Here is a 20,386-nt window from a genome sequence, read left to right as displayed (position 1 = left end):
GTCAGACACTCGGAATAGTAAGCGGATACAGGAAAAGGGGCATTGGAGTGACGGAAATGGATTTGTTTTCCTTTCAGGCGGACGAAGCGCAGAAAAGTATGGCCCCTCTGGCGGCCCGCATGCGGCCGCAGTCCCTTGACGACTTGGTCGGGCAGGATGAGATCGTGGGACCCGGCAAGCTTTTGCGGCGTGCGATCGAGGCGGATCAATTGTCTTCCATCATCCTGTTCGGACCGCCGGGCTCCGGCAAGACAACGATTGCAAAGATTATCGCCGGCAGCACAAGATCCTATTTTCATACATTGAACGCCGTCACCGCCGGAGTCGCGGATATCCGACAGGTCGTCGAAGAGGCGAAAAACCGGCTTGCGATGTACAACCGGCGGACGGTGTTGTTCGTCGACGAGATTCACCGGTTTAACAAAGCTCAGCAGGACGCGCTGTTGCCGCATGTGGAAGACGGACTGATCATCCTGATCGGAGCGACTACGGAGAATCCGTTTTTCGAAGTCAATGCGGCGCTCCTGTCACGCTCTCAGGTATTTCCGCTCAAGCCGTTGACGGAAGACGATCTGAAGCGGGTGGCCCGCAGGGCGCTGGCGGATCCGGAGCGTGGATTGGGCCATTTTTCCGTAAAAATGGACGATGACGCGCTCGCTCATCTGGTCCGTTATGCGGACGGGGATGCCCGCCGCTTGTTGAACGCGTTGGAATTGGCGGTGTTGTCGACGCCGCCCGGCGAAGACGGCGCCATTCATGTGACGCTTGAGGTGGCCGCCGAGTCGATCCAGCGGCGGGCGGTTCGTTACGACAAAGCGGGCGACCAGCATTACGACACGATTTCCGCGTTTATCAAGTCGATTCGCGGTTCAGACCCGCATGCCGCGCTGTTCTGGCTGGCGCGGATGATCGACGCCGGGGAAGATCCGCGCTTCATCGCGAGGCGGCTTGTCATATCCGCTTCCGAGGATGTGGGAAACGCCGACCCTCAGGCGCTGCAGGTGGCAGTGGCCGCTTTTCAGGCGGTCGAACGGATCGGGATGCCGGAAGCGAGAATCGTGCTGGCCCAAGCAGCCACGTACCTGGCGTCCGCCCCGAAGAGCAACGCTTCTTACATGGGGATTGGCAGGGCGTTGAGCGAGATTCGAAACGGCGGATCTGTGGAAGTGCCGCCCCATTTGCGGGACCCTCATTACAAAGGAGCTTCCCGACTCGGTCACGGCCAAGGATACTTGTATCCGCACGATTACCCGGGCAATTTTGTCGAACAGAACTATTTGCCGGAAGATTTGCGGGGAAAAACCTTTTATCACCCCACTTCAAACGGGTACGAGAAAAAAATCCGCGATTACTTAAGATCAATCGGCAAACTGGGACCGGAGGATATGGATGGAAACGGAGACACATACTGATACCATGGCATCCGCGCGTGCGGATGTCAGGAACGCCGCGCCAGCTTTGCCGGCTGCGCGGCGAAGGCCGATGATAGAAACGCTTTTGGCCAAGCGGATTTTGGTGTTCCTGCTGGGACTCTTGATCATGTCTTACGGGATTGTGTGCGTCGTCAAGGCGAATTTTGGCGTTGCCCCTTGGGACGTTTTGCACTTGGCGATTGCCAGACATACGGGCCTCTCGTTTGGCAGGGTGCAGCAGGTGGTCGGACTGGCGATTTTGGCAAGCGCCTGTACGCTGTTAAAAAAATGGCCGACATTCGGCGCGATCGCCAACATGATCCTGGTGGGCGAATTTTGCGACTTGGTGATCCGGTTGCATCTGGTCCCGGATTGGAGCGAAGCGGCTGCCAGAGTCGGATTGTTCGCCGCCGGAATCGCGATTTGGGGGTTCGGAACCGGAATCTATATCCAGTCCCAGCTGGGGGCCGGGCCGCGGGATTGGCTGATGCTGGCCCTGTATGAGAAAACGAGGTGGGCCATCCGGTGGGTTCGCACTTTGCTGGAAGTATCGGCTGTCGTCGTTGGGATCTGGCTCGGCGGGCCGTTCTCCTGGGGGACGATCGCGTTTTCGCTAACCATCGGCCATGCCACGGAGTACGGGCTGCGAGCGGCGGAAAAAATGTTCGGGCGCTACACAGAGAGGGGAGAAGTTGCATGAAGCTTTCAACGAAAGGCCGTTACGGTGTGGCTTTGATGATCGATCTGGCGATGTATCATGGGGAAGGGCCGATCTCTCTGAAGTCGGTTGCGGAGAGGGAGGAATTGTCGGAGCATTATTTGGAGCAGTTGATTGCGCCTTTGCGTAACGCGGGGCTGGTGCGTTCCATCCGGGGGGCGTACGGCGGGTATGTCCTGGCGAAATCGCCGAAGGATATCACGATCGGAGATGTCATTCGCGTGTTGGAAGGACCGGTTACGGTGGTCGAAGACCCGGCGGACGAGTTGAATTATTTGTGGGAACAGGTGCGGGACGCGATCAATCAGGTGTTGGACTCCGTCACGCTGGCCGATGCAGTGGAACGGCGAAAAACCGGCGGCGAGAATTTGATGTTCTACATTTGAGGCTTTTGAAAGGAATGGGGATGGGTGATTTATCTGGATAACGCCGCGACAACGCCGCTGCATCCCGCCGTACGGGAGGCGATGGCTCCGTATTTGGAAACCGAATACGGGAACCCGTCGAGTATGCACCGCAGCGGACGCGCTGCCCGGCAGGCGGTGGAACGCGCCCGTGAGCAGGTGGCAAGAGCGATCGGGGCGGACCCTGCCGAGATTGTTTTCACGAGCGGCGGCACCGAATCGGATAACGCGGCGATGATCGGGGCGGTGCTGGCGAACCGGGATAAAGGGCGGCACTTGGTGACAACGGCGATCGAGCATCATGCCGTGTTGCGCACGTGTGAATTTTTGGGAAAAATGGGGTTTGAGGTCACCTTTGTTCCGCCTTCCGCTGACGGCATTGTTGCGTTAGAATCGGTTGTTTCCGCGATTCGTCCCGATACCGTTCTTGTGTCTGTGATGCATGTCAACAACGAGACGGGGGCGATCCAGCCGATTCGGGAAATCGCGCAAGCCTGCGCGGAGCGCAAGGTTCTTTTTCACACGGATGCGGTGCAGGCTGTCAGCCTGCTGCCGATTGACGCGAAAGCGTTCGGGATCGATCTGCTGTCCCTCTCCGGCCATAAACTGCACGGCCCGAAAGGAATCGGCGTGCTCTACGTCAAACGGGACATCGCTTGGAGTCCGATTTTGCACGGAGGTTCCCAGGAGAGGAAAAGACGTGCCGGCACGGAGAATGTGCCGGGGATCGTGGGGATGGGCGCCGCCATTGAGCGGGCGGTCTGTCACCGGGAGGAAAATGGCGAACATATCCGGCAACTGCGCAACCGGATGCTTGCCATTTTACGGGAGGAAGTCGATTTTCTGGCGGTGAATTCGCCGGAACGTTCCGTTCCCTCCATCCTGTCGGTGTCTTTTCCGGGGATACCGGCGGATACGATGCTGATGAATCTCGACATGGAGGGGATTGCGGCGGCCAGCGGTTCCGCGTGCACATCCGGTTCCCTGCAGCCTTCCCACGTTCTGACTGCGATGAATTTAGCGCCGGATCGCGTGAAATCTGCCATTCGTTTCAGTTTTTCAGAACAGAACACGCTGTGGGAAATCGAGGCGGCGGCACGCAAAACGGCGGCGATTGTACGCCGGCTGAGGCGGTCGTAACCGTTGCGAATGAATGTCCGATGACGGGCATTTTTTAGGCGGGAGGTGAGTGTGTGAGACGGGCGCGGCTTTGGATTGGTCTGCCGGTGATCGAACTGCTTGGGGGCGTCCGGTTGGGAGAGGTGGTTGACATCGGATTCGTTCGGGAGAATCGTGCGGACGCCCTTTTGATTAAAAAGGAAGGCCTGCTGGCCGGTCAGGGTATCGTCCGGCTGACGCGGGTCAAGTCAATCGGCGAAGATGCGGTGACTGTGGAATCGCCGGATCTTGTCACGGAATGCGGAGCGGAAGAATGGGAGTGCCGCCTGATGACGGGAGAACGGGCGCTGGTGGGAAAGGAATTGTTTACCGAAGATGGCGTTATGTTGGGAACGGTGGAAGATGTTTACATCGGACAGGAAACGGACAACATAGTAGGGTACGAAGTGTCGGACGGCTTGCTTGCAGACCTGGTTACGGGACGGAAATGGCTGCCCTTTACGGAGACGGTTCAAATCGGGGATCCGATTATAGTGAAAGCGAACGCAAAGCTTTCCGACCTCCAACCAAGCCCATAGGAGTGGATAGTTCTTGATGCGTTGTCCGAATTGCAATTGCCGTGACATCGGAAAGGTCGGAACCAACCAGTATTATTGCTGGGAGTGTTTTGTCGAATTCAATGTCAACGGGGAAGAAGTCAAGCTGTATCAGGTTGAAGAAGACGGGTCTTTGAGTTTGTTCGGGGATATGGCGGGCGCAGCGGAGGAACATTCCGGGATCGCGCGTTAAGTACATAGCCGGCGCTTGACAACCCTTCTGCTCCTGTCGCTTAATTGTAGTGTAAGCGAGCTGACAGCAGGAGGTTTTTGCTTTGTCCAAAATCCGACTTTTTCTTGAAATGGTCAAGTTTGAGCATACAATTTTCGCTTTGCCTTACGCCTATATCGGCATGATTATGGCCAGTTTCTACAAAAACGGCACGTGGCCGGGCTGGAGCACATTTTTCTGGGTGACGTTGGCAATGGTCGGCGCCCGGAGCGCCGCGATGGCGTTAAACCGACTGATCGACAAACAGATCGACGCGAAGAACCCGCGTACGGCAAACCGGGAACTGCCGCGGGGCGCGATCAGCAGCGCCGAGACGGTGGCGTTCATCCTGGGATCGTTTGTGCTGCTCGGAGTTTCCGCCTGGATGCTCAATCCCCTCTGCTTTTATCTGATGCCGGTCGCAGTTTTTTTCCTGGTGCTGTATCCGTATACCAAACGGTTCACATGGGCCTGCCATCTGGTGTTGGGGATTACGGACGGATTGGCACCGCTGGGCGCCTGGATAGCCGTTACCGGCCGCTTTGACATGCCCGGCCTGCTGTTGGCCGGAGCGGTAGCCGCGTGGATTGCGGCTTTTGACATCATTTACGCGTGCCAAGATGTGGACTTTGACAGGCACGAGGGGCTGTATTCCATCCCCAGCCGGTTCGGGATTGCCGGCGGGCTGTGGATTTCGCGTGCCCTTGACGTGCTGACGATTGTGCTGTTTTTGCTGATTCCGCTCTACGTGTCGCTGGGGGCCATCTATTACGCCGGTGTTGCCGCGGTGGCCGTGCTTCTGTTCTATGAACATTTGATCATTTCGCCGAAGGACATGTCGCGGATCGATGTAGCGTTCTTTAAGGTGAACAGTATAGTCGCCAGTGTGGCGTTTCTGTTTACGTTTACGGATATTGCGTTCAGCTTGTCGGCTTAAGCAGCACTTCGGTGCTGCTTTTCTGCTATAGAACCCGGACAACCCGCATATACTTGTAACAATGGGAAAAGCTGTCCTGAGAAACCTTTGTTTGCCTGAAGGGGGACACCGGCATGGAAAGGGCCCCGCGAAATCGTTCCATCGATCTTGCACTGTTGGTACTTCTGATATTGGGGTGCATGTTTTTACTGACCCAGATGAGCGGATTGCTGCTTGGAATCTGGGTTGTTTTGCGTGCCGTGCTGGCCCCGTTTTTGATCGCCGTCGTGATTTCGTATATGTTGAATCCGATTGTGACCAAGCTGGTCGACCGGGGAGTTCCGCGCGGCGTCAGCGTGATTCTGATCTATTTCGTGTTTTTCACATTGCTAGCGGTGGCACTGGCCAACACCATTCCCGTTTTTATCGATCAGTTGAAGGAGTTTGCGGAAAAGCTCCCTTCCATCATCGAACAGTTCGAGACGTGGAGCAAGCACCTTGACGACGGGGCAAAAAAGATGCCGGAAGCGGTGCATAAGGCGATCGATACCAATCTGATCGCCTTTGAGGAAGCGGTCACCCGTTACATCACGAACTTTCTCGGGTCGCTTGGCAGCACATTGGAGCAGATGCTTACGGCGCTGGTCATTCCGTTTCTGGTGTTTTATATGCTGAAAGATCTGAAAGTGATGGAACGGGCGGTTGTGACGATCTTTCCGAGCCGCCACCGTAAGGAATTGATCGACCTGATCAAATCGATTGACGATGCGCTCGGGAATTATATTCGCGGCCAACTGGTCGTGATGTTGGCAGTGGGAACCCTGGTTTACGCAGGATACGCGATTGTCGGCATGCCGTACAGCCTGATGCTTGCCCTGTTTGTGGCGATCACCAACATCATTCCGTATATCGGGCCGTTTATCGGGGCTGCGCCGGCGATCATTCTCGCGTTTACCGTTTCCCCGGTTATGGCTTTAAAAGTTACCATCGTCAATTTGATCGTGCAGCAGCTTGAGGGCAATTTCATCGCTCCCCAGATTGTCAGCAAAAGCTTGAACCTGCATCCTCTCTTGATCATTTTTGCGCTGCTGCTCGGCGGTGAAGTGGCCGGCATTATGGGACTGATCCTGGCTGTTCCCGTCGTGGCGATATTAAAAGTGGTGCTGGAGCATCTGGTGCTGCATTACGTGAGAAGGTAGTGCGGGAGAAAACTTCTTGTTTTTAAAAAGAGGAAATTCAAGCCAGAAAGGCGAATAAGTTCCCAAGGGTTCCGCAAGACTACCAAAAAGAGGTGTCTTCTTATGACTTCACATCTCGATAAAACGATGATGTTTTCGGGCAACAAGGACGAGGCGAACGAGGCGCAGCGAGCACTTCTTATAGCGTACGAAGCTTTGAAGGTGAAAGGATACAATCCGATCCATCAGATTGTCGGGTATTTGATTTCGGGCGACCCGGCCTACATCACCAGTCACAACGATGCACGGAATACCATTCGCAAAGTCGAAAGGGACGATCTGATCGAAGAGCTGGTTCGTGCGTATCTGGCGGATCGCACATGACGGGACGCCTGATGGGTCTCGATCTGGGGGACGCCCGGATCGGCGTCGCCGTCAGCGATCCGCTTGGTATGACGGCGCAGGGCGTTGAAGTGATCCGCCGGCGATCGCAAGCGGACGACCTGAAGCGCTTGGGCGAGTTGATCCGGCAATACGAAGTGCAAAAAATCATTCTCGGGTTCCCGAAAAACATGAACGGTACCGTCGGACCGCGGGCCGAAGCCGCCCGGGAGTTTGCGCGACTGTTGGAAGAAACGTTCTCGCTGCCGGTCATACTATGGGATGAAAGGCTGTCGACGATGGCGGCCGAACGGATGCTGATCGCAGCGGATGTCCGGCGCGACAAGCGAAAGCGGGTGGTTGACAAAATGGCGGCGGGTATCATTTTGCAAAACTACCTCGATTCCATTCGATAAAAGGGGTGTAAAAAATGAGCGAAGGGCAAAACGAAAACATGATTGTCTTAACGGACGAGGACGGCGGAGAACACGAATTTGAAGTGCTGGAAGTGCTGGAAGTCGATGGCAAAACCTACGCCATCCTGCAGCCGACCGACACGCAGGATGATGAGGCGATCATTCTGCGCATCGAGCAGGATGAAGACGGCAATGAAATCCTCGTCAACATCGAAGACGACGATGAGTGGGACAAAGTGGCGGAGATGTACGACACTTTGCTGTTCGAGGAACTCGACAAGTGAGCTTGGCAGCTGCTCGATTTTGGGGTGGTTTCGCGCACGGCGTGCCGGACGTAAAAATCGTCCGGTTTTTTTGTTATACTGGTGGTATCGGGAAAATAGCGGTGATGGAAAGGGGGAGAGCCGCTTGGACTCCGCCGGTTTGCGGAAATCGTTGGACAAGCTTTTGCCGCGTGTGGGCAGGATCAAATTTTTTGCCGTGTTGTTATCGGTTTTGGCCATGCTTCCGATTTTCGTCTGGTCGCAATGGATGCCGCCGGAAGCGACGGGCGAAGTCGTGTCGCTTGAAATACCGAAGGGCGCCACAACCGCTGAAATCGCTTCGACTTTGGCGAAAAAAGGGCTGATCCGAAGCGAGCTTCTGTTTCGGGCGGCTGTGGTATTGGGCGGACAAAGCGCCGCTTTGAAAGCGGGGACCTATGAGATCGCCCGCGGTTCTTCCATTCCGGAAATCCTTAACGTAATTGTCAAGGGGAAAGTAAAACCCAACACCGTGCGCTTGACGATCCCGGAAGGCTATACCCTTGAACAAATCGCGGATGCACTGGCGCAACAAGGGCTTGCCGACCGGAAATCCTTTCTGCAAGAAGCGGACACCGGGATGTTTGATTATGATTTCCTCCGGGAGATTCCCTTGACTCCTGGTGTGCGGCATCGTCTGGAAGGGTATTTGTTCCCGGACACCTATGAAATCAAAAAAGGCGCCACCGAACATGAAATCATCGATACCATGCTGAAACAGTTTGATCGGGTTGTGACGCCGGAGATGCGCCAGAGCTTCCAAGCGCAGGGACTGTCGCTGCATGAGGCGGTGACGATCGCGTCGCTTGTGGAAAGGGAAGCGCGGGTGGCGAAGGAACGGCCGATGGTCGCCGGGGTGATTTTGAACCGGTTGCAGCAAAAACCGCCGATGCTCCTGCAAATCGACGCGACGATCCAATACGCCGTGGGGCAAAAAGCGGAACTTCTGCTGAAAGATCTCGAAGTCGACAGCCCGTACAACACTTACAAACGGGAAGGACTGCCGCCGGGACCGATCGCCATGCCGGGCAGGGACAGCTTGAACGCCGTGGCGTCGCCCGCCAAGCATGAGTATCTGTACTATGTGACGAAAAAAGACGGATCGGGCGAACACTATTTCGCGAAGACTCTCGAGGAGCACAACCGCAATATCGCGTTAAGCGAACAGAACAAAAAGCCACCGAATTGAACCAAGAGTAAGAGCATCGGGTGTTGCCGGGAACCGAAGAAATGATAGAATAGAATTATTCTGTTAAAAGAACTGTTATGTCTGGGATGTGACTATGGACAACGGGTTGATTTCTTACATCCGCAGCCTGGTGCCGGAACGCGATCCGCTTTTGACCGAGATCGAGCGCAGGGCGGCAGAACTGTACATTCCGATTTTGGATCTGGAGACCTCGCAATTGCTGCGCGTCCTGTTGCGGCAGATGAATCCGGACAAAATTCTCGAAATCGGCAGCGCGATCGGCTATTCGGCGATTGTGATGGCGCAGGCGTGCAGCGCCTCGATTGTTACGGTCGAACGCGATCCGTCCCGGGCGGAAGCGGCGCTTGCCAACATCGCAAAGGCGGGATACCGGGATCGTATCCGGCTTTTGCAGGGAGATGCGTTCGATATTCTGCCCGCGCTTGGCGACCGCTACGATGTCGTTTTTTTGGACGCGGCAAAGGGACAATATCCTCATTTTCTCGAATTGGTGCTGCCGCTTTTGCGCGAGGGCGGGACGCTGTTCAGCGACAACGTGTTTTTTCAGGGATTGGTAGCCGGCCCCGAACATGTGAAGCACAAACTGCGCACGATCGTGATGCGTCTTCGCGGCTACAACCAATTGCTGGCCAACCATCCGCAGTTGGAAACGGCCTTTGTGCCGCTGGGCGATGGATTGGCCGTATCTGTCAAAAGAGGGAGGAGGGAATGACATGCAAACTGCGATCAAAAAACCGGAGATACTCGCTCCGGGAGGGAATATGGAAAAACTGGAGATGGCCATCCGTTACGGCGCGGATGCGGTGTATATCGGCGGCGAAGCCTACGGACTGCGTGCCAAAGCGGGCAATTTCGACTTTGGGGAAATGGCCCACGCGGTGGATTTCGCCCACAGCCACGGCACCAAAGTCTATGTGGCGACGAATATCGTCGCCCATAACGAGGATCTTGCCGGATTGAGAGAGTATTTGCGGGCGATCGACAGGGCGGGGGTCGACGCGATTATCTTCGCCGACCCGGCTCTGCTGATTGCGGCGAAGGAAGTGGCTCCTCGGCTCGAACTGCATCTGTCCACGCAAACTTCCACGTCCAATTATCAGACGGTGAAGTTCTGGCAGCGGATGGGGGTCACCCGTTTCGTACTCGGGCGTGAAGTGTCGCTGGAAGAGGTCCGTGCGTTCAAGAAACATGTCGACGCCGAAATCGAAGTGTTTATTCACGGCTCGATGTGCATCGCTTACTCGGGCCGCTGCGTTCTGTCCAACTATATGGCGGAACGGGACGCGAATCGCGGAGGGTGCGCCCAATCCTGCCGCTGGAACTATCTGTTGGTGGAAGACAAAGGGGAAGAGTCCGGGAACGGCATGTATAGTACCGGGGAACCCGCCGAACTGCTGCCCGTTTTTGCAGGGGATGAAGGCATGTTCCTGATGAATTCGAAGGACCTGTCGATGATTGAACACATCCCCGAGTTGATCGATGCCGGAGTCGATTCACTGAAGATCGAAGGCCGGATGAAATCGATTCACTATGTGGCCACCGTTGTCAATGCCTATCGCCATGTGGTCGACGAGTATTGCAAAGATCCCGGGAACTTCAAGTTTGACCCGCACTGGGTGGACGAGATTCTGAAGGCGAGCACCCGGTCGATGACGACAGGCTTTTATTACGGCAAACCGACGGAGCACGACCAGATCTATGTCCCCGGCCAGACCGCCCGGGCTTACGATTTTGTCGGTCTGGTCGACTCTTACGACGCAAAGACGGGAATTGCGACTGTCCAACAGCGCAACAACTTTAAGGTCGGGCAAGAAGTCGAATTCTTCGGGCCGGACACCCATTTTTCGATGACGATTCAGGAGATGTGGGACGAATCCGGCACCCCGATTGAAGCCGCCCCGCATCCGCAGATGATCGTTCAACTCAAGGTCGACCAGCCGGTCCGCCAGTTTGACATGATGCGAAAAGCGAAATGACCAGGGTTTGAAACCCCTTCGCCTAAATTTTACACATTTTTTCTCTACAATTATATGATGTTTTGTAAGATAATATTGATTGGATCATATTTCAGATGACAGGATGTGCATGCAAAAGGAGGGATCGCAATGCGAGGCTGGTTTCTTGCTGCCGGAGTCCTTGCGGCATCGTTGGCCGTACAGGCGCTGGCTCCGAATGTGAAATCCGATGGCGTGGCGGCTCCCAAGTTTATGTCTTTCTGGCGTGAAGCGCAGCATCTTGAGGCGTGGGAAAATTTGCCGCAACAGCTGAATCGCGACCTTGAATCCTTGTTGGAAAGGCTCGGGGCGGGAACGGTCAGTCTGGAGGATTGGAACCGCCAGTTCGATCAAATCTTCCGCGATCTGCAGGAAATCGACCGGCTGCTGACGGATCAGGCTGTTTCCCGCAGTCTTCACATTCGTCACCTGCCTTCCAGACCCGATACAGCGAATCCGAACCTGTCCCCTGAAGGAGCTGGGCAAGTCCTGATCGCGGCAGGCGATCCGGGTATACCGGCAAGCGCTTTGCAGGAAGCTTTGCACACCGTTCAAAACATATCGCTTCCCGTTTTGAAGTCCGAATTCTGGGAACCGTCCAAACCCGTGCGGGTGGCGTTGTTCTCAACTCCCGATTCGTACGGAAAATCGTTGCTGAAAGCGGGAATTCCGAGGGAACAAGTCCGCGGAATCGTGTCGGAGACCGGCGGTTTGACCATCGGATCGGATATTTGGATTCCCCTGTATAACCAGCATTCCGGGGCAGACTTGGCCAACACGCTGACCCATGAACTGACGCACGTGGTTTTAAACCAACGGGGAATCGGCGACATCCTTCCGACCTGGATCAACGAAGGGATCGCCTGGCACGAAGGGATGCGGGCGCTTACGCAAACCGCTCCGCAAAGGGCGCAACAATTGGCGAACACCTACAACCGACAACTCCGGAAAGTGGCGGACAGAGGCCAACTGCTGCCGTTGACCGTCGACGAAGAAGGAATCCTGAAGGCGCGGTACAATGTCGAATGGGAAGATTACTTGGCGGTGGAAAACCTGATTCAACAAGCGGGGTTGCCGAAGTTGAAGGCTTTTTTGGCGGGGGCTGTTCAAGACGGGGTCGAAGCCAGTTTTCAATCCCAATACGGAATGTCTCTGGCAGAGTACGAGACCCGTTTTTACAACTCACTACAGGATTGACCGGCACATCGGAGGATACGTGAGGACGTGTTTGGCGCACGTCCTTTTTGTTTTGTCACAAATTTGTTGCTTTTTGTCACAAAACTGTTACCGGAGACGCTTGTCCACAGGCGAATCGAAAGCCTTAGCAGGGAACATCCTCAAATATTTCCATATATTCAGGGGATTCCCCAATGTTCAAAATCTTTTACCGGGTTTATAGTGAGAAAAAGGATTATTATAATTATAAAGAGGTTCATTTCTTAGCGAGAAGCGCACAGTAAGGAGAATTCACAATGGGAAATCTCATCCGCTCGACCCAAGGAGACGGGATGACCGTTGACAGCGGGCAGATCATCTCAAGTTTCGAACAGCGCAAACTTGACAAGGACGGGTTGCGCCTTGCCATGAAGGTATACGAAACGGCACAGGAAGGGGTCATGATCACCAATACGGAGAGCGTCATCCAGTTTGTCAACCCTGCGTTTACCGCGATCACCGGATACAGTGCGGAAGAAGTGATCGGGAAAACCGTCCGCGACTTCAATTACGGACGGTTTGACGAACCATTTTACACCAACATACGGTCCGCGATTCGCGAAACCGGACAATGGCAAGGGGAAGTCCGAAATCGGCGCAAGACCGGCGAAGAATACCCTATGTGGCTGACCGTCAGCGCAATCAAAAACGACGCGGGGGCAATCACCCATTATGTGTCGGTTTTCACTGACATTAGCGAGATCAAGCGGATGGAGGCACAGCTTCATCTCGTCTCGAAGGTGATTGAAAATGCCGTTGAAGGAGTCATGGTTGCCGACATCTACGGTTCGATTCAGTTGATAAACCCCGCATTTACCGTGATAACGGGGTATAGCGCCGACGAAGTGATCGGCAAAAATCCGCGTATTTTAAAATCCGGGCGACATGATCGGAAATTTTACATCGATATGTGGGCGGCGATCCATGAAAAAGGACAATGGCAGGGGGAAATCTGGAACCGCCGGAAAAATGGCGAGGTGTATCCGGAATGGCTGCATATCAGCGCGATCCGGGACGTAACCGGAAAAATCACGCATTACGCTGCCGTGTTCAGCGACATCAGCGAACGCAAACGTTATGAAGACCGTATTGCATACCAGACTTATTATGATGTGTTGACAGGGTTGCCGAACCGGGCGCTTTTGCAAAAACGCCTGGAGCATGAATTGGAAAACGCAAAGCGGCAAAAACGGATGCTGGCTGTGCTGTTCATTGATATAGACCGCTTTGTGAGCATCAACGACAGCCTCGGGCCGGCTCTTGGCGACCGGTTGTTGCAGGCGATTGCGGAACGGCTCAAATGCTGCGCGCACGAATCCGACACTGTCGCACGTTTGAGCGGAGATGAGTTCGCCTTCATACTAACGCAGATCAACAGCGAAAAAGACGTCGTCAAACGGGTATTGGCGCTGAATGAAGCGTTCCGGGCACCGCTGATCGTTGACGGCTACGATTTTTTTATCACCACCAGCATCGGGATCAGCCTGTATCCGACAGACGGCACCGATATGGAAACGCTGATCAAAAACGCCGACACGGCCATGTACCGGTCGAAAGAACAGGGCGGCAACCAGTACCAGTTCTATATGCCGGACATGAACGCGAAAGCCGTTGAGCGGCTGGAATTGGAAACCGATCTGCGCAGGGCGTTGGAGAGGGGCGAGCTGGTTTTGCACTACCAGCCGAAGGTTGACCTGCGCACCGGCCGGATCGCCGGAATGGAAGCGTTGATCCGTTGGCAGCACCCGCAATTGGGAATGGTACCGCCGACTGAATTCATCTCTCTGGCGGAAGAGACCGGGTTGATCATGCCGATTGGGGAATGGGTGCTGCGAACCGCCTGCCGACAGAACAAAGCTTGGCAAGCGGCCGGCTTGCTGCCGGTGAGCGTTGCGGTTAACCTCTCCGCCCGCCAGTTTCAGCAAGAAGATCTGGTGCAAATCGTCGAACGCGTTCTGCAAGAAACGGAACTCGATCCCGATTACCTGGAATTGGAAATCACCGAAAGCATTGCAATGCAGGATGTGGACCAGGCCAGCGCTACACTAAAAAAACTGAAAAAACTGGGAGTCCGCATTTCGATCGACGATTTCGGCATGGGGTATTCTTCGCTTGGCTATCTCAAGCAATTTCCGATTGACGCGTTAAAAATCGACCAATCCTTTGTGCGCGACATCGTGACGGACCCGTACAACAGGGCGATTGTGACGGCGATCATCACACTGGCGCGCAGCCTCAACCTGAAAGTGGTTGCCGAAGGGGTTGAAACCCGGGAACAGCAATTGTTTTTGCAAGCCCGTGAGTGCGACGAGATGCAGGGATATTTGTTCAGCCGTCCGGTACCGGCTTCCGCCTTTACAGAACTGTTGGCGAAGGCGGCATCGGGGACATTCGAGACGAATTGACGCGGACTGGGGTGGACCGAGAGTGCGGGGGAAAAATCCGGATTCCCTACAGGATTGCAAAGCAACCGAACATGCTGCGGCGTTGGAAGAACCCGAAGAGAGAATGCGCACGCTGGTGAACGCTTTGCCGGACATCGTGATTCTCAAGGACGGCGAAGGAAGGTGGCTGGAGGCCAACCAAACGGCGCTGCTCTATTTTGGAATTCAACATGCCTCGTACAAGGGAAAAAAGGCCACCGATTTTTACGGTCCGGGAAGCGTTTACTGCGATCTGTTTCTTGCTTGCGAAGAGCCCGACGAAGAAATCTGGAGGGCGGGCAGAACCGTCCATTTTGAACGGGTTGTTCGCAAGCCAGGCGGAGGATTCCTGTCTTTCCAGGTGACCAAGATCCCGCTGTTTTACCCCGACGGGCGGCGCAAGGGGCTGGTGGTCATCGGGCGTGACATCTCGGAACGCAAGCGTTCGGAGGCGGGAATGCAACTGGCTGCCAAGGTGTTTGAGAACTTGACGGAAGGCGTCATCATCACGGATGACAAGGGGATCATCCAATCGGTCAACCCTGCCTTCACAACCGTAACGGGCTACAGTGCGGAAGAAGCACAGGGGAAAAACCCGCGCATCCTGAAATCCGGCCGGCAGGACGAGTCTTTCTACCAAAATATGTGGTCGTCCCTCCGACGCACCGGTCGGTGGCAGGGGGAAATCTGGAACCGCCGGAAAAATGGCGAGATTTACCCGGAGTGGCTGACGATCAACACGATTAAAGATCACTCGGGAAATGCGACACACTATGTCGGCGTGTTCCACGACATTACCGAGCGGAAACAGCTCGAAAGAGATGCGGTGCGGGCGGGGTTCATTCAAAAAAGACTGTTGCCGCCAGACATCACGGACGAACGGGTGACGGTCAAGACCGTTTACCGGCCTGCCAATTACCTAAGTGGCGATGCGTACGAATTCAGGTGGAACCGGGACAAAAACATTGTGGTTGGATGCGTGATCGACGTCATGGGGCACGGACTGGCACCGGCCTTGCAGAACTCCGCCTTGAAAGTGCTGTTTTGCGAAGCAGCGGAGAAAAATCTACCGCTGGATCAAAAAATGGCCTGGCTGAACCGCAAGGCAATGGCTTATTTTGGGGAGGATTCTTTTGCGGCGGTGATCTGTTTTGAAATCGATTTGACACAAAAAACGCTGACCTGCGCTTCCGGCGGCATCAATTATTTCATTGCCTCATCGTCCCGGGGGCAAACGCTGGTGAAACTGCCGGGAACGTTTGTCGGCATGTTTCAGGATGCAACGTATGAAAAGCATGTGTTTCCTTATCAGCCGGGGGATTGTTTCTATTTTATGAGCGACGGTTTGCTGGATTTGCTGTCCAACCGGAATGCCCCAATCGCCCTCGGCTTTGAAGCGGCGGTCGACATGCTGCAAAAGCTTTCGGAAACGGCCCATGATGACGCTACGGCGGTCTGCATCAGATTGGGATGATCCGTCATCGAATGATCTCATGAAACCACTGGAGTTGAAAAGCATGAAAAAATCCGTTCTTGAGTTTAAATTCAACTATTTTGCCGGTTTTGAAAAGATCAGGCCATTCGTCAGCGACTATCTCAAACAGGTTTTGTCCGACCGTCGCCCGTTGTTGGAAGTGGCGATGAACGAAGCGGTCAACAACGCTTTCAAACACGGCCTAGCCGGCGCAAACGAAGGATTTGTCACGCTGAAGATCGAAGTGCTTGCAGGAAAACGACTGATGGTCAGAGTCAAAGACCCGGGGCCGGGGTTTCCGGCGCAGGCAATGTTGGAGAAACTGCAGCGTTGCGATTGTTTCGCTGCCGGTGACGCGCTGTTAAAGGAATCGGGCCGGGGCTTGCTCATCATGAAAGCGGCGGCCGACACCATCGCCTTTAGCAAAAAAGGCAACGAAGTCTTGCTGGTCAAACGGATCGCTGCAAAAACCGGCATAGGCGGCTTTGACGATGTGGCATCCCGTTTGCGGACATTTGACTCGAGGGGGATGGTCTATGAACTTGTTTCGAAATCTTAAAATCCGGCACAAACTGTTTGTTCTGGTTGCGCTGGCGGTCCTGTTTATGGTGGGAGTCGGTCTCACTGGGTATTTCTACATGAACCGAATGCAGGAATATGCCGAACAAATCTATCGAAACAGCCTGTTGCCGGTCAAGTCGCTTGCTGAAGTGCGGACGGGTTTTCGCGTGGTGGAAGCGTACAATCTGGAACTGATGTCCACAAACGACGAGGCGCGAACAAATGAAATATTGGCCGACATTGAGCGGCGGATTCCGAGAAACGACAGCCTGATCGCCGAATACGAACGCAGCGGCCTGCTTCCCTATGAGAAAGAAAAGCTGGCAGAACTGAAAAAAGAAATCGGCCTCTACCGACCTGAACGGAAAAAGGCGACTGACATGGCCGTTGCCGGACAAAAGCGGGAAGCGTACGAATACTACCGGAAAAACGCTGCTCCGCATTTGGAGAACATCAATGCGCTGTTCACCGAACTGGTCGATTACAAAACCCGGACGGCGGAAGCGTATGCGGCGGATGTCAAAAACAAAGCGGCGGCCGCAAATTGGATGATGCTGGCCCTGATTGTCCTTGCCGCCATCATTTTTACGATCGTCGGCATTCCCATGGCCCAGATGATCGCCAATCCGGTCAGAAATTTGGGGGAACTGATGGCGGAGGCGGGCAACGCCAACCTTACTGTGAAAGGAGAAATTCGCTCCCGTGACGAAATAGGGAAGTTGACCGAATCCTTTAACAAGATGATTCAAAGTCAGGCCTCCATCGTCCGGGCGGTGAGAAAGGCGGCGGACGAACTGGCGGCCGCGTCGGAAGAAATGGCGGCGTCCACCGAACAGGTTACCGCCTCGGTGACGGATGTGTCCAAAAACATGCAGCAAGTCGCGCACAACGCTGAAACGGGGAACCGTTCGGTCGTCGAAGTGTCAAAAGTGCTGCTGGAGCTTTCGTCACTGATTCAAATCGCCAAAAACAAAGCCCTGTCTGCCGCGGAAAATTCCAATGTGACATTGGAAGCTGCGGCGAACGGCAAAGAAACCGTAAACCAAACGGTGTCACGTATGGAAGCGGTCAAGGCGAAAACGATCGAATCCCAGAAATTGATTGCGCGGCTCGACCAATATTCCAAACAAATCGGCAGTATTACCTCTATGATCACACATCTGGCCGACCAGACGAATTTGTTGGCGCTGAATGCGGCGATTGAGGCGGCACGGGCGGGTGAGGCCGGCAGGGGATTCGCGGTAGTGGCGGACGAAGTCCGCAAATTGGCGGAGCAATCGAATCAGGGTGCCGCTGAAGTAACCGGTCTGGTTGAAAAAATTCTTGAAAGTTCCGCAAACGCGGTGGCAGCCATGCAACAAAGCAGAAACGAAGTCGAAGCGGGGGTCACGAGCGTTAACCTGGCGGGGGAAGCTTTGCAAAGCATTTTATCGGCTGTCGAAAATACGGTTCGCGATATTAACGATATTGTGCAGGTCGCCAACGATGAGGTTGCCGCTTCCGAACAGATTGTCCGGTTGATCCATTCGGTTGCTTCCGTTATCGAAAGCACCGCGGCGAGCGCGGAAGAGGTGGCGGCCTCAACGGAACAAACAACCGCGGCGGTCGAAACGATAGCCGCGTCCACGGAACAGACGAGCGCGATGGCGCAGGAGTTGAAATCGACTGTGGAAGTCTTCAAACTTTAGGGGAAAGGGAGAAAGGGGAAACCGTCGATGATCAAGGAAATCAAGGTTGTGAATGGTCAAGTTCTTGTTACCCTCTCCGGAAACATTTATGTCGGAGAGGCGACCGTCATCCGGGAAAGGCTTTTGCAATACGTTGACAAAGGCTACAACCGGTTTGTGATCGACCTGTCGGAAGTCGAGTACATCGACAGTTCGGGCCTTGGCGTGCTTGTCGCCTTGCAAAAGCGGGCGCTGCAAAACGGGGGCGGCGTGGCGATATCCGGACTACGAGGAACCGTCCTGGAGTTGTTCGAACTGACTCGTCTGACAAAAGTCTTTGCTATTCAGTGAGCCGACGGAACCATGCCGGAATCCTGTTGGGGGAGGGACTCCAATGGACGACGATTACAAAAAAACCAAGAAACAGTTGATCGCGGAATTGCGGCAACTGCGGCAACAGATTGCGGCGGAACAAGGCTCCGGCGAACTTTCCCGGCGCAAACGGCCGGAAAATCATTTGAGTTTGGCGGCGCATGTCTTTGAGAGCACGCTCGAAGGGGTCGTGGTGACAGACGCAAACGGAACGATCATTTTGGTGAATCCGGCTTTTACCTCTGTAACCGGATACGCGCCGGAGGAAGTGATCGGCAAAACCCCGCGCATTCTAAACTCCGGGAAGCAGGATGCAGAATTTTACGTCAACATGTGGGCTTCCATCCATGAGATGGGGCATTGGCGGGGGGAGATCTGGAACCGGCGGAAAAACGGCGAAATTTATCTCGAATTGTTGACGATTACCAACATCAAGGACGAATCCGGCAAAACGATTTACTACGCCGGCGTGTTCAGCGATATTACCGAACGCAAACGCTATGAGGAACAGATCAAACATCAGGCTTATCACGATGCGCTGACGGGGTTGCCCAACCGTCTTTTGTTTCATGACCGCCTCAGCCAGGCATTGGCCCGTGCCAGCCGGAACAACGAGATGCTGGCGGTCATGTTTTTGGATCTGGATCGTTTCAAATTGATCAACGATTCATTGGGGCATGCCGTCGGGGACCAGTTATTGCAAGCCGTGGCGCAGCGGCTGACGGGGTGCCTGCGGGAAGTGGACACCGTTTCCCGGCTCGGGGGAGACGAGTTTACCGTTATTATCCCGCAGATTGCCCAGGAGAAGGATGCCGCCAAAGCGGCACGCAAGATTATTAACTCCCTGTTCACGCCCTTCGTGTTGAACGGGCACGAGTTTTTCATCACGACAAGCATCGGCATCAGCCTGTATCCGACTGATGGCACCGATATCGAATCGCTGATCAAAAATGCGGATGCGGCGATGTATCGCGCGAAGGAAAAAGGCGGTAACCATTACCAGTTTTATACGGCTGACATGAATGTGAAATCCGTCGAGCGGTTGGCATTGGAGACAAATTTGCGCAGGGCATTGGACCGGGAGGAATTTGAACTGCATTATCACCCCTTTACCGACCTGTCTACCGGTCGGATTGTTGGTGCGGAGGCTTTGATCCGCTGGCGGCATCCGGAATTGGGGATCGTCTGCCCAAAAGATTTTATCCAATCGGCGGAAGAAACGGGGTTGATCGTGCAGATCGGGGAATGGATTTTGCTGACGGCTTGCAAACAAATCGAACTCTGGCAGGAAGCCAACCTGCCGGTCGAACGCGTCTCCGTGAATTTGTCGGCTCGCCAATTGCTGCAGGAAGACCTTGTTGTTACCGTTGCCTGGGTATTGCAGGAAACGGGAATCGATCCCGGTTGTCTGGAGTTGGAAATCGCCGAGAACCTTTCAATTGCGAATCTGGAACAAGTGATCGGCACGCTTCGCGAATTAAAGTTGCTGGGCGTCCGCCTTGCAATCGACGACTTTGGAGCCGGCTATTCTTCGCTGATGTTCCTGAAAAAATTTCCGATCGATACGCTCAAAATCGACAGGTCGCTGGTGCGGGACCTCCCGTCAAGTTCTGACGATATGGCAATTGTCAACGCGGTAATCAATCTGGCTCACACCTTAAAATTGGAAGTGGTGGCGGAAGGGGTGGAGACCCAACAGCAGCTTGACCTGTTGCGCTCATTTAACTGCGACATTATTCAGGGGTATCTGTTCAGCAGGCCCTTGCCTGCCGAAAAGTTCGCGGACTTGCTGAAGAAAAAAGCGCTTAAGGCCTAGC

General features: G+C 54.5%; 21 protein-coding genes. All 21 read left to right on the top strand.

Features of this window, described 5'->3' with window-relative positions; translation table 11 throughout:
• Positions 1 to 56: 56 nt before the first annotated feature.
• Positions 57 to 1,412 (top strand): AAA family ATPase, encoded by a 1,356-nt coding sequence (locus AC4ED1_RS04245; RefSeq protein ID WP_490936176.1) that lies wholly within the window; start codon positions 57 to 59, stop codon positions 1,410 to 1,412.
• Positions 1,390 to 2,112, top strand: a complete 723-nt coding sequence (locus tag AC4ED1_RS04240; RefSeq protein WP_490936175.1) for a YczE/YyaS/YitT family protein — start codon at positions 1,390 to 1,392, stop codon at positions 2,110 to 2,112. Before AC4ED1_RS04245 ends, AC4ED1_RS04240 begins: the two co-directional genes overlap by 23 nt.
• Positions 2,109 to 2,516, top strand: a complete 408-nt coding sequence (gene cymR / locus AC4ED1_RS04235; RefSeq protein WP_490936174.1) for a cysteine metabolism transcriptional regulator CymR — start codon at positions 2,109 to 2,111, stop codon at positions 2,514 to 2,516. Before AC4ED1_RS04240 ends, cymR begins: the two co-directional genes overlap by 4 nt.
• Before the next feature lie 24 nt (positions 2,517 to 2,540).
• Positions 2,541 to 3,674 carry a cysteine desulfurase family protein gene (locus tag AC4ED1_RS04230; protein ID WP_490936173.1) on the top strand — a complete coding sequence of 378 codons (1,134 nt, stop codon included), beginning with the start codon at positions 2,541 to 2,543 and terminating at the stop codon, positions 3,672 to 3,674.
• A 53-nt stretch (positions 3,675 to 3,727) separates the two neighbouring features.
• Positions 3,728 to 4,231 (top strand): PRC-barrel domain-containing protein, encoded by a 504-nt coding sequence (locus AC4ED1_RS04225; protein WP_490936172.1) that lies wholly within the window; start codon positions 3,728 to 3,730, stop codon positions 4,229 to 4,231.
• Between the two features lie 16 nt (positions 4,232 to 4,247).
• Complete coding sequence (locus tag AC4ED1_RS04220; protein ID WP_490936171.1) at positions 4,248 to 4,442, top strand: YrzR-like zinc ribbon domain; 195 nt, start codon at positions 4,248 to 4,250, stop codon at positions 4,440 to 4,442.
• An 82-nt stretch (positions 4,443 to 4,524) separates the two neighbouring features.
• On the top strand, positions 4,525 to 5,397 hold the full coding sequence (locus tag AC4ED1_RS04215; protein ID WP_490936170.1) for a UbiA-like polyprenyltransferase: 873 nt from the start codon (positions 4,525 to 4,527) through the stop codon (positions 5,395 to 5,397).
• 113 nt (positions 5,398 to 5,510) lie between these two features.
• The gene (locus AC4ED1_RS04210) at positions 5,511 to 6,575 is read left to right on the top strand and encodes an AI-2E family transporter (RefSeq protein ID WP_490936169.1); all 1,065 of its coding nucleotides are present in this window, start codon (positions 5,511 to 5,513) and stop codon (positions 6,573 to 6,575) included.
• Between the two features lie 102 nt (positions 6,576 to 6,677).
• Positions 6,678 to 6,938, top strand: coding sequence for an IreB family regulatory phosphoprotein (locus tag AC4ED1_RS04205; RefSeq protein ID WP_490936168.1), 261 nt, complete (start codon positions 6,678 to 6,680; stop codon positions 6,936 to 6,938).
• Positions 6,935 to 7,351, top strand: coding sequence for a Holliday junction resolvase RuvX (gene ruvX, locus AC4ED1_RS04200; RefSeq protein WP_490936167.1), 417 nt, complete (start codon positions 6,935 to 6,937; stop codon positions 7,349 to 7,351). Before AC4ED1_RS04205 ends, ruvX begins: the two co-directional genes overlap by 4 nt.
• 14 nt (positions 7,352 to 7,365) lie before the next feature.
• A complete protein-coding gene (locus AC4ED1_RS04195) occupies positions 7,366 to 7,635 on the top strand; it encodes a DUF1292 domain-containing protein (RefSeq protein ID WP_490936166.1) in 270 nt (89 codons plus the stop codon).
• 124 nt (positions 7,636 to 7,759) lie between these two features.
• On the top strand, positions 7,760 to 8,842 hold the full coding sequence (mltG, locus tag AC4ED1_RS04190) for an endolytic transglycosylase MltG (protein ID WP_490936165.1): 1,083 nt from the start codon (positions 7,760 to 7,762) through the stop codon (positions 8,840 to 8,842).
• 94 nt (positions 8,843 to 8,936) lie between these two features.
• Positions 8,937 to 9,575 carry an O-methyltransferase gene (locus AC4ED1_RS04185; protein ID WP_490936164.1) on the top strand — a complete coding sequence of 213 codons (639 nt, stop codon included), beginning with the start codon at positions 8,937 to 8,939 and terminating at the stop codon, positions 9,573 to 9,575.
• Position 9,576: 1 nt separating this feature from the next.
• Positions 9,577 to 10,839 carry a peptidase U32 family protein gene (locus AC4ED1_RS04180; RefSeq protein WP_490936163.1) on the top strand — a complete coding sequence of 421 codons (1,263 nt, stop codon included), beginning with the start codon at positions 9,577 to 9,579 and terminating at the stop codon, positions 10,837 to 10,839.
• Positions 10,840 to 10,968: 129 nt separating this feature from the next.
• Positions 10,969 to 12,054, top strand: a complete 1,086-nt coding sequence (locus AC4ED1_RS04175; RefSeq protein WP_490936162.1) for a hypothetical protein — start codon at positions 10,969 to 10,971, stop codon at positions 12,052 to 12,054.
• 275 nt (positions 12,055 to 12,329) lie between these two features.
• A complete protein-coding gene (locus AC4ED1_RS04170) occupies positions 12,330 to 14,477 on the top strand; it encodes a sensor domain-containing protein (protein ID WP_490936161.1) in 2,148 nt (715 codons plus the stop codon).
• Between the two features lie 22 nt (positions 14,478 to 14,499).
• A complete protein-coding gene (locus AC4ED1_RS04165) occupies positions 14,500 to 15,969 on the top strand; it encodes a SpoIIE family protein phosphatase (protein ID WP_490936160.1) in 1,470 nt (489 codons plus the stop codon).
• A 43-nt stretch (positions 15,970 to 16,012) separates the two neighbouring features.
• Positions 16,013 to 16,528, top strand: a complete 516-nt coding sequence (locus AC4ED1_RS04160; RefSeq protein ID WP_490936159.1) for an ATP-binding protein — start codon at positions 16,013 to 16,015, stop codon at positions 16,526 to 16,528.
• Entirely contained in the window at positions 16,506 to 18,218 is a 1,713-nt protein-coding gene (locus AC4ED1_RS04155) for a methyl-accepting chemotaxis protein (protein WP_490936158.1), read from the top strand. The genes AC4ED1_RS04160 and AC4ED1_RS04155 overlap by 23 nt, the downstream gene beginning before the upstream one ends.
• Positions 18,219 to 18,245: 27 nt before the next feature.
• Positions 18,246 to 18,548, top strand: coding sequence for an STAS domain-containing protein (locus AC4ED1_RS04150; protein ID WP_490936157.1), 303 nt, complete (start codon positions 18,246 to 18,248; stop codon positions 18,546 to 18,548).
• Between the two features lie 43 nt (positions 18,549 to 18,591).
• A complete protein-coding gene (locus tag AC4ED1_RS04145) occupies positions 18,592 to 20,385 on the top strand; it encodes a putative bifunctional diguanylate cyclase/phosphodiesterase (protein WP_490936156.1) in 1,794 nt (597 codons plus the stop codon).
• The last annotated feature ends 1 nt before the right edge of the window (position 20,386 follow it).

This window comes from Effusibacillus sp. SKA8 (assembly GCF_058273125.1).
The sequence above is the reverse complement of the archived record's forward strand: the minus strand, read 5'-3'. Positions and strand labels throughout refer to the sequence as shown.

Excerpts from the sequence above, each read along its gene's own strand:
- AC4ED1_RS04150 (WP_490936157.1), top strand. The coding sequence starts at position 18,246 with ATGATCAAGGAAATCAAGGTTGTGAATGGTCAAGTTCTTGTTACCCTC.
- AC4ED1_RS04245 (WP_490936176.1), top strand. The coding sequence starts at position 57 with ATGGATTTGTTTTCCTTTCAGGCGGACGAAGCGCAGAAAAGTATGGCC.
- AC4ED1_RS04210 (WP_490936169.1), top strand. The coding sequence starts at position 5,511 with ATGGAAAGGGCCCCGCGAAATCGTTCCATCGATCTTGCACTGTTGGTA.
- AC4ED1_RS04205 (WP_490936168.1), top strand. The coding sequence starts at position 6,678 with ATGACTTCACATCTCGATAAAACGATGATGTTTTCGGGCAACAAGGAC.
- AC4ED1_RS04175 (WP_490936162.1), top strand. The coding sequence starts at position 10,969 with ATGCGAGGCTGGTTTCTTGCTGCCGGAGTCCTTGCGGCATCGTTGGCC.
- AC4ED1_RS04185 (WP_490936164.1), top strand. The coding sequence starts at position 8,937 with ATGGACAACGGGTTGATTTCTTACATCCGCAGCCTGGTGCCGGAACGC.
- ruvX (WP_490936167.1), top strand. The coding sequence starts at position 6,935 with ATGACGGGACGCCTGATGGGTCTCGATCTGGGGGACGCCCGGATCGGC.
- AC4ED1_RS04145 (WP_490936156.1), top strand. The coding sequence starts at position 18,592 with ATGGACGACGATTACAAAAAAACCAAGAAACAGTTGATCGCGGAATTG.
- AC4ED1_RS04240 (WP_490936175.1), top strand. The coding sequence starts at position 1,390 with ATGGAAACGGAGACACATACTGATACCATGGCATCCGCGCGTGCGGAT.
- AC4ED1_RS04160 (WP_490936159.1), top strand. The coding sequence starts at position 16,013 with ATGAAAAAATCCGTTCTTGAGTTTAAATTCAACTATTTTGCCGGTTTT.
- AC4ED1_RS04180 (WP_490936163.1), top strand. The coding sequence starts at position 9,577 with ATGCAAACTGCGATCAAAAAACCGGAGATACTCGCTCCGGGAGGGAAT.
- cymR (WP_490936174.1), top strand. The coding sequence starts at position 2,109 with ATGAAGCTTTCAACGAAAGGCCGTTACGGTGTGGCTTTGATGATCGAT.
- AC4ED1_RS04170 (WP_490936161.1), top strand. The coding sequence starts at position 12,330 with ATGGGAAATCTCATCCGCTCGACCCAAGGAGACGGGATGACCGTTGAC.
- AC4ED1_RS04220 (WP_490936171.1), top strand. The coding sequence starts at position 4,248 with ATGCGTTGTCCGAATTGCAATTGCCGTGACATCGGAAAGGTCGGAACC.
- AC4ED1_RS04155 (WP_490936158.1), top strand. The coding sequence starts at position 16,506 with ATGAACTTGTTTCGAAATCTTAAAATCCGGCACAAACTGTTTGTTCTG.
- AC4ED1_RS04195 (WP_490936166.1), top strand. The coding sequence starts at position 7,366 with ATGAGCGAAGGGCAAAACGAAAACATGATTGTCTTAACGGACGAGGAC.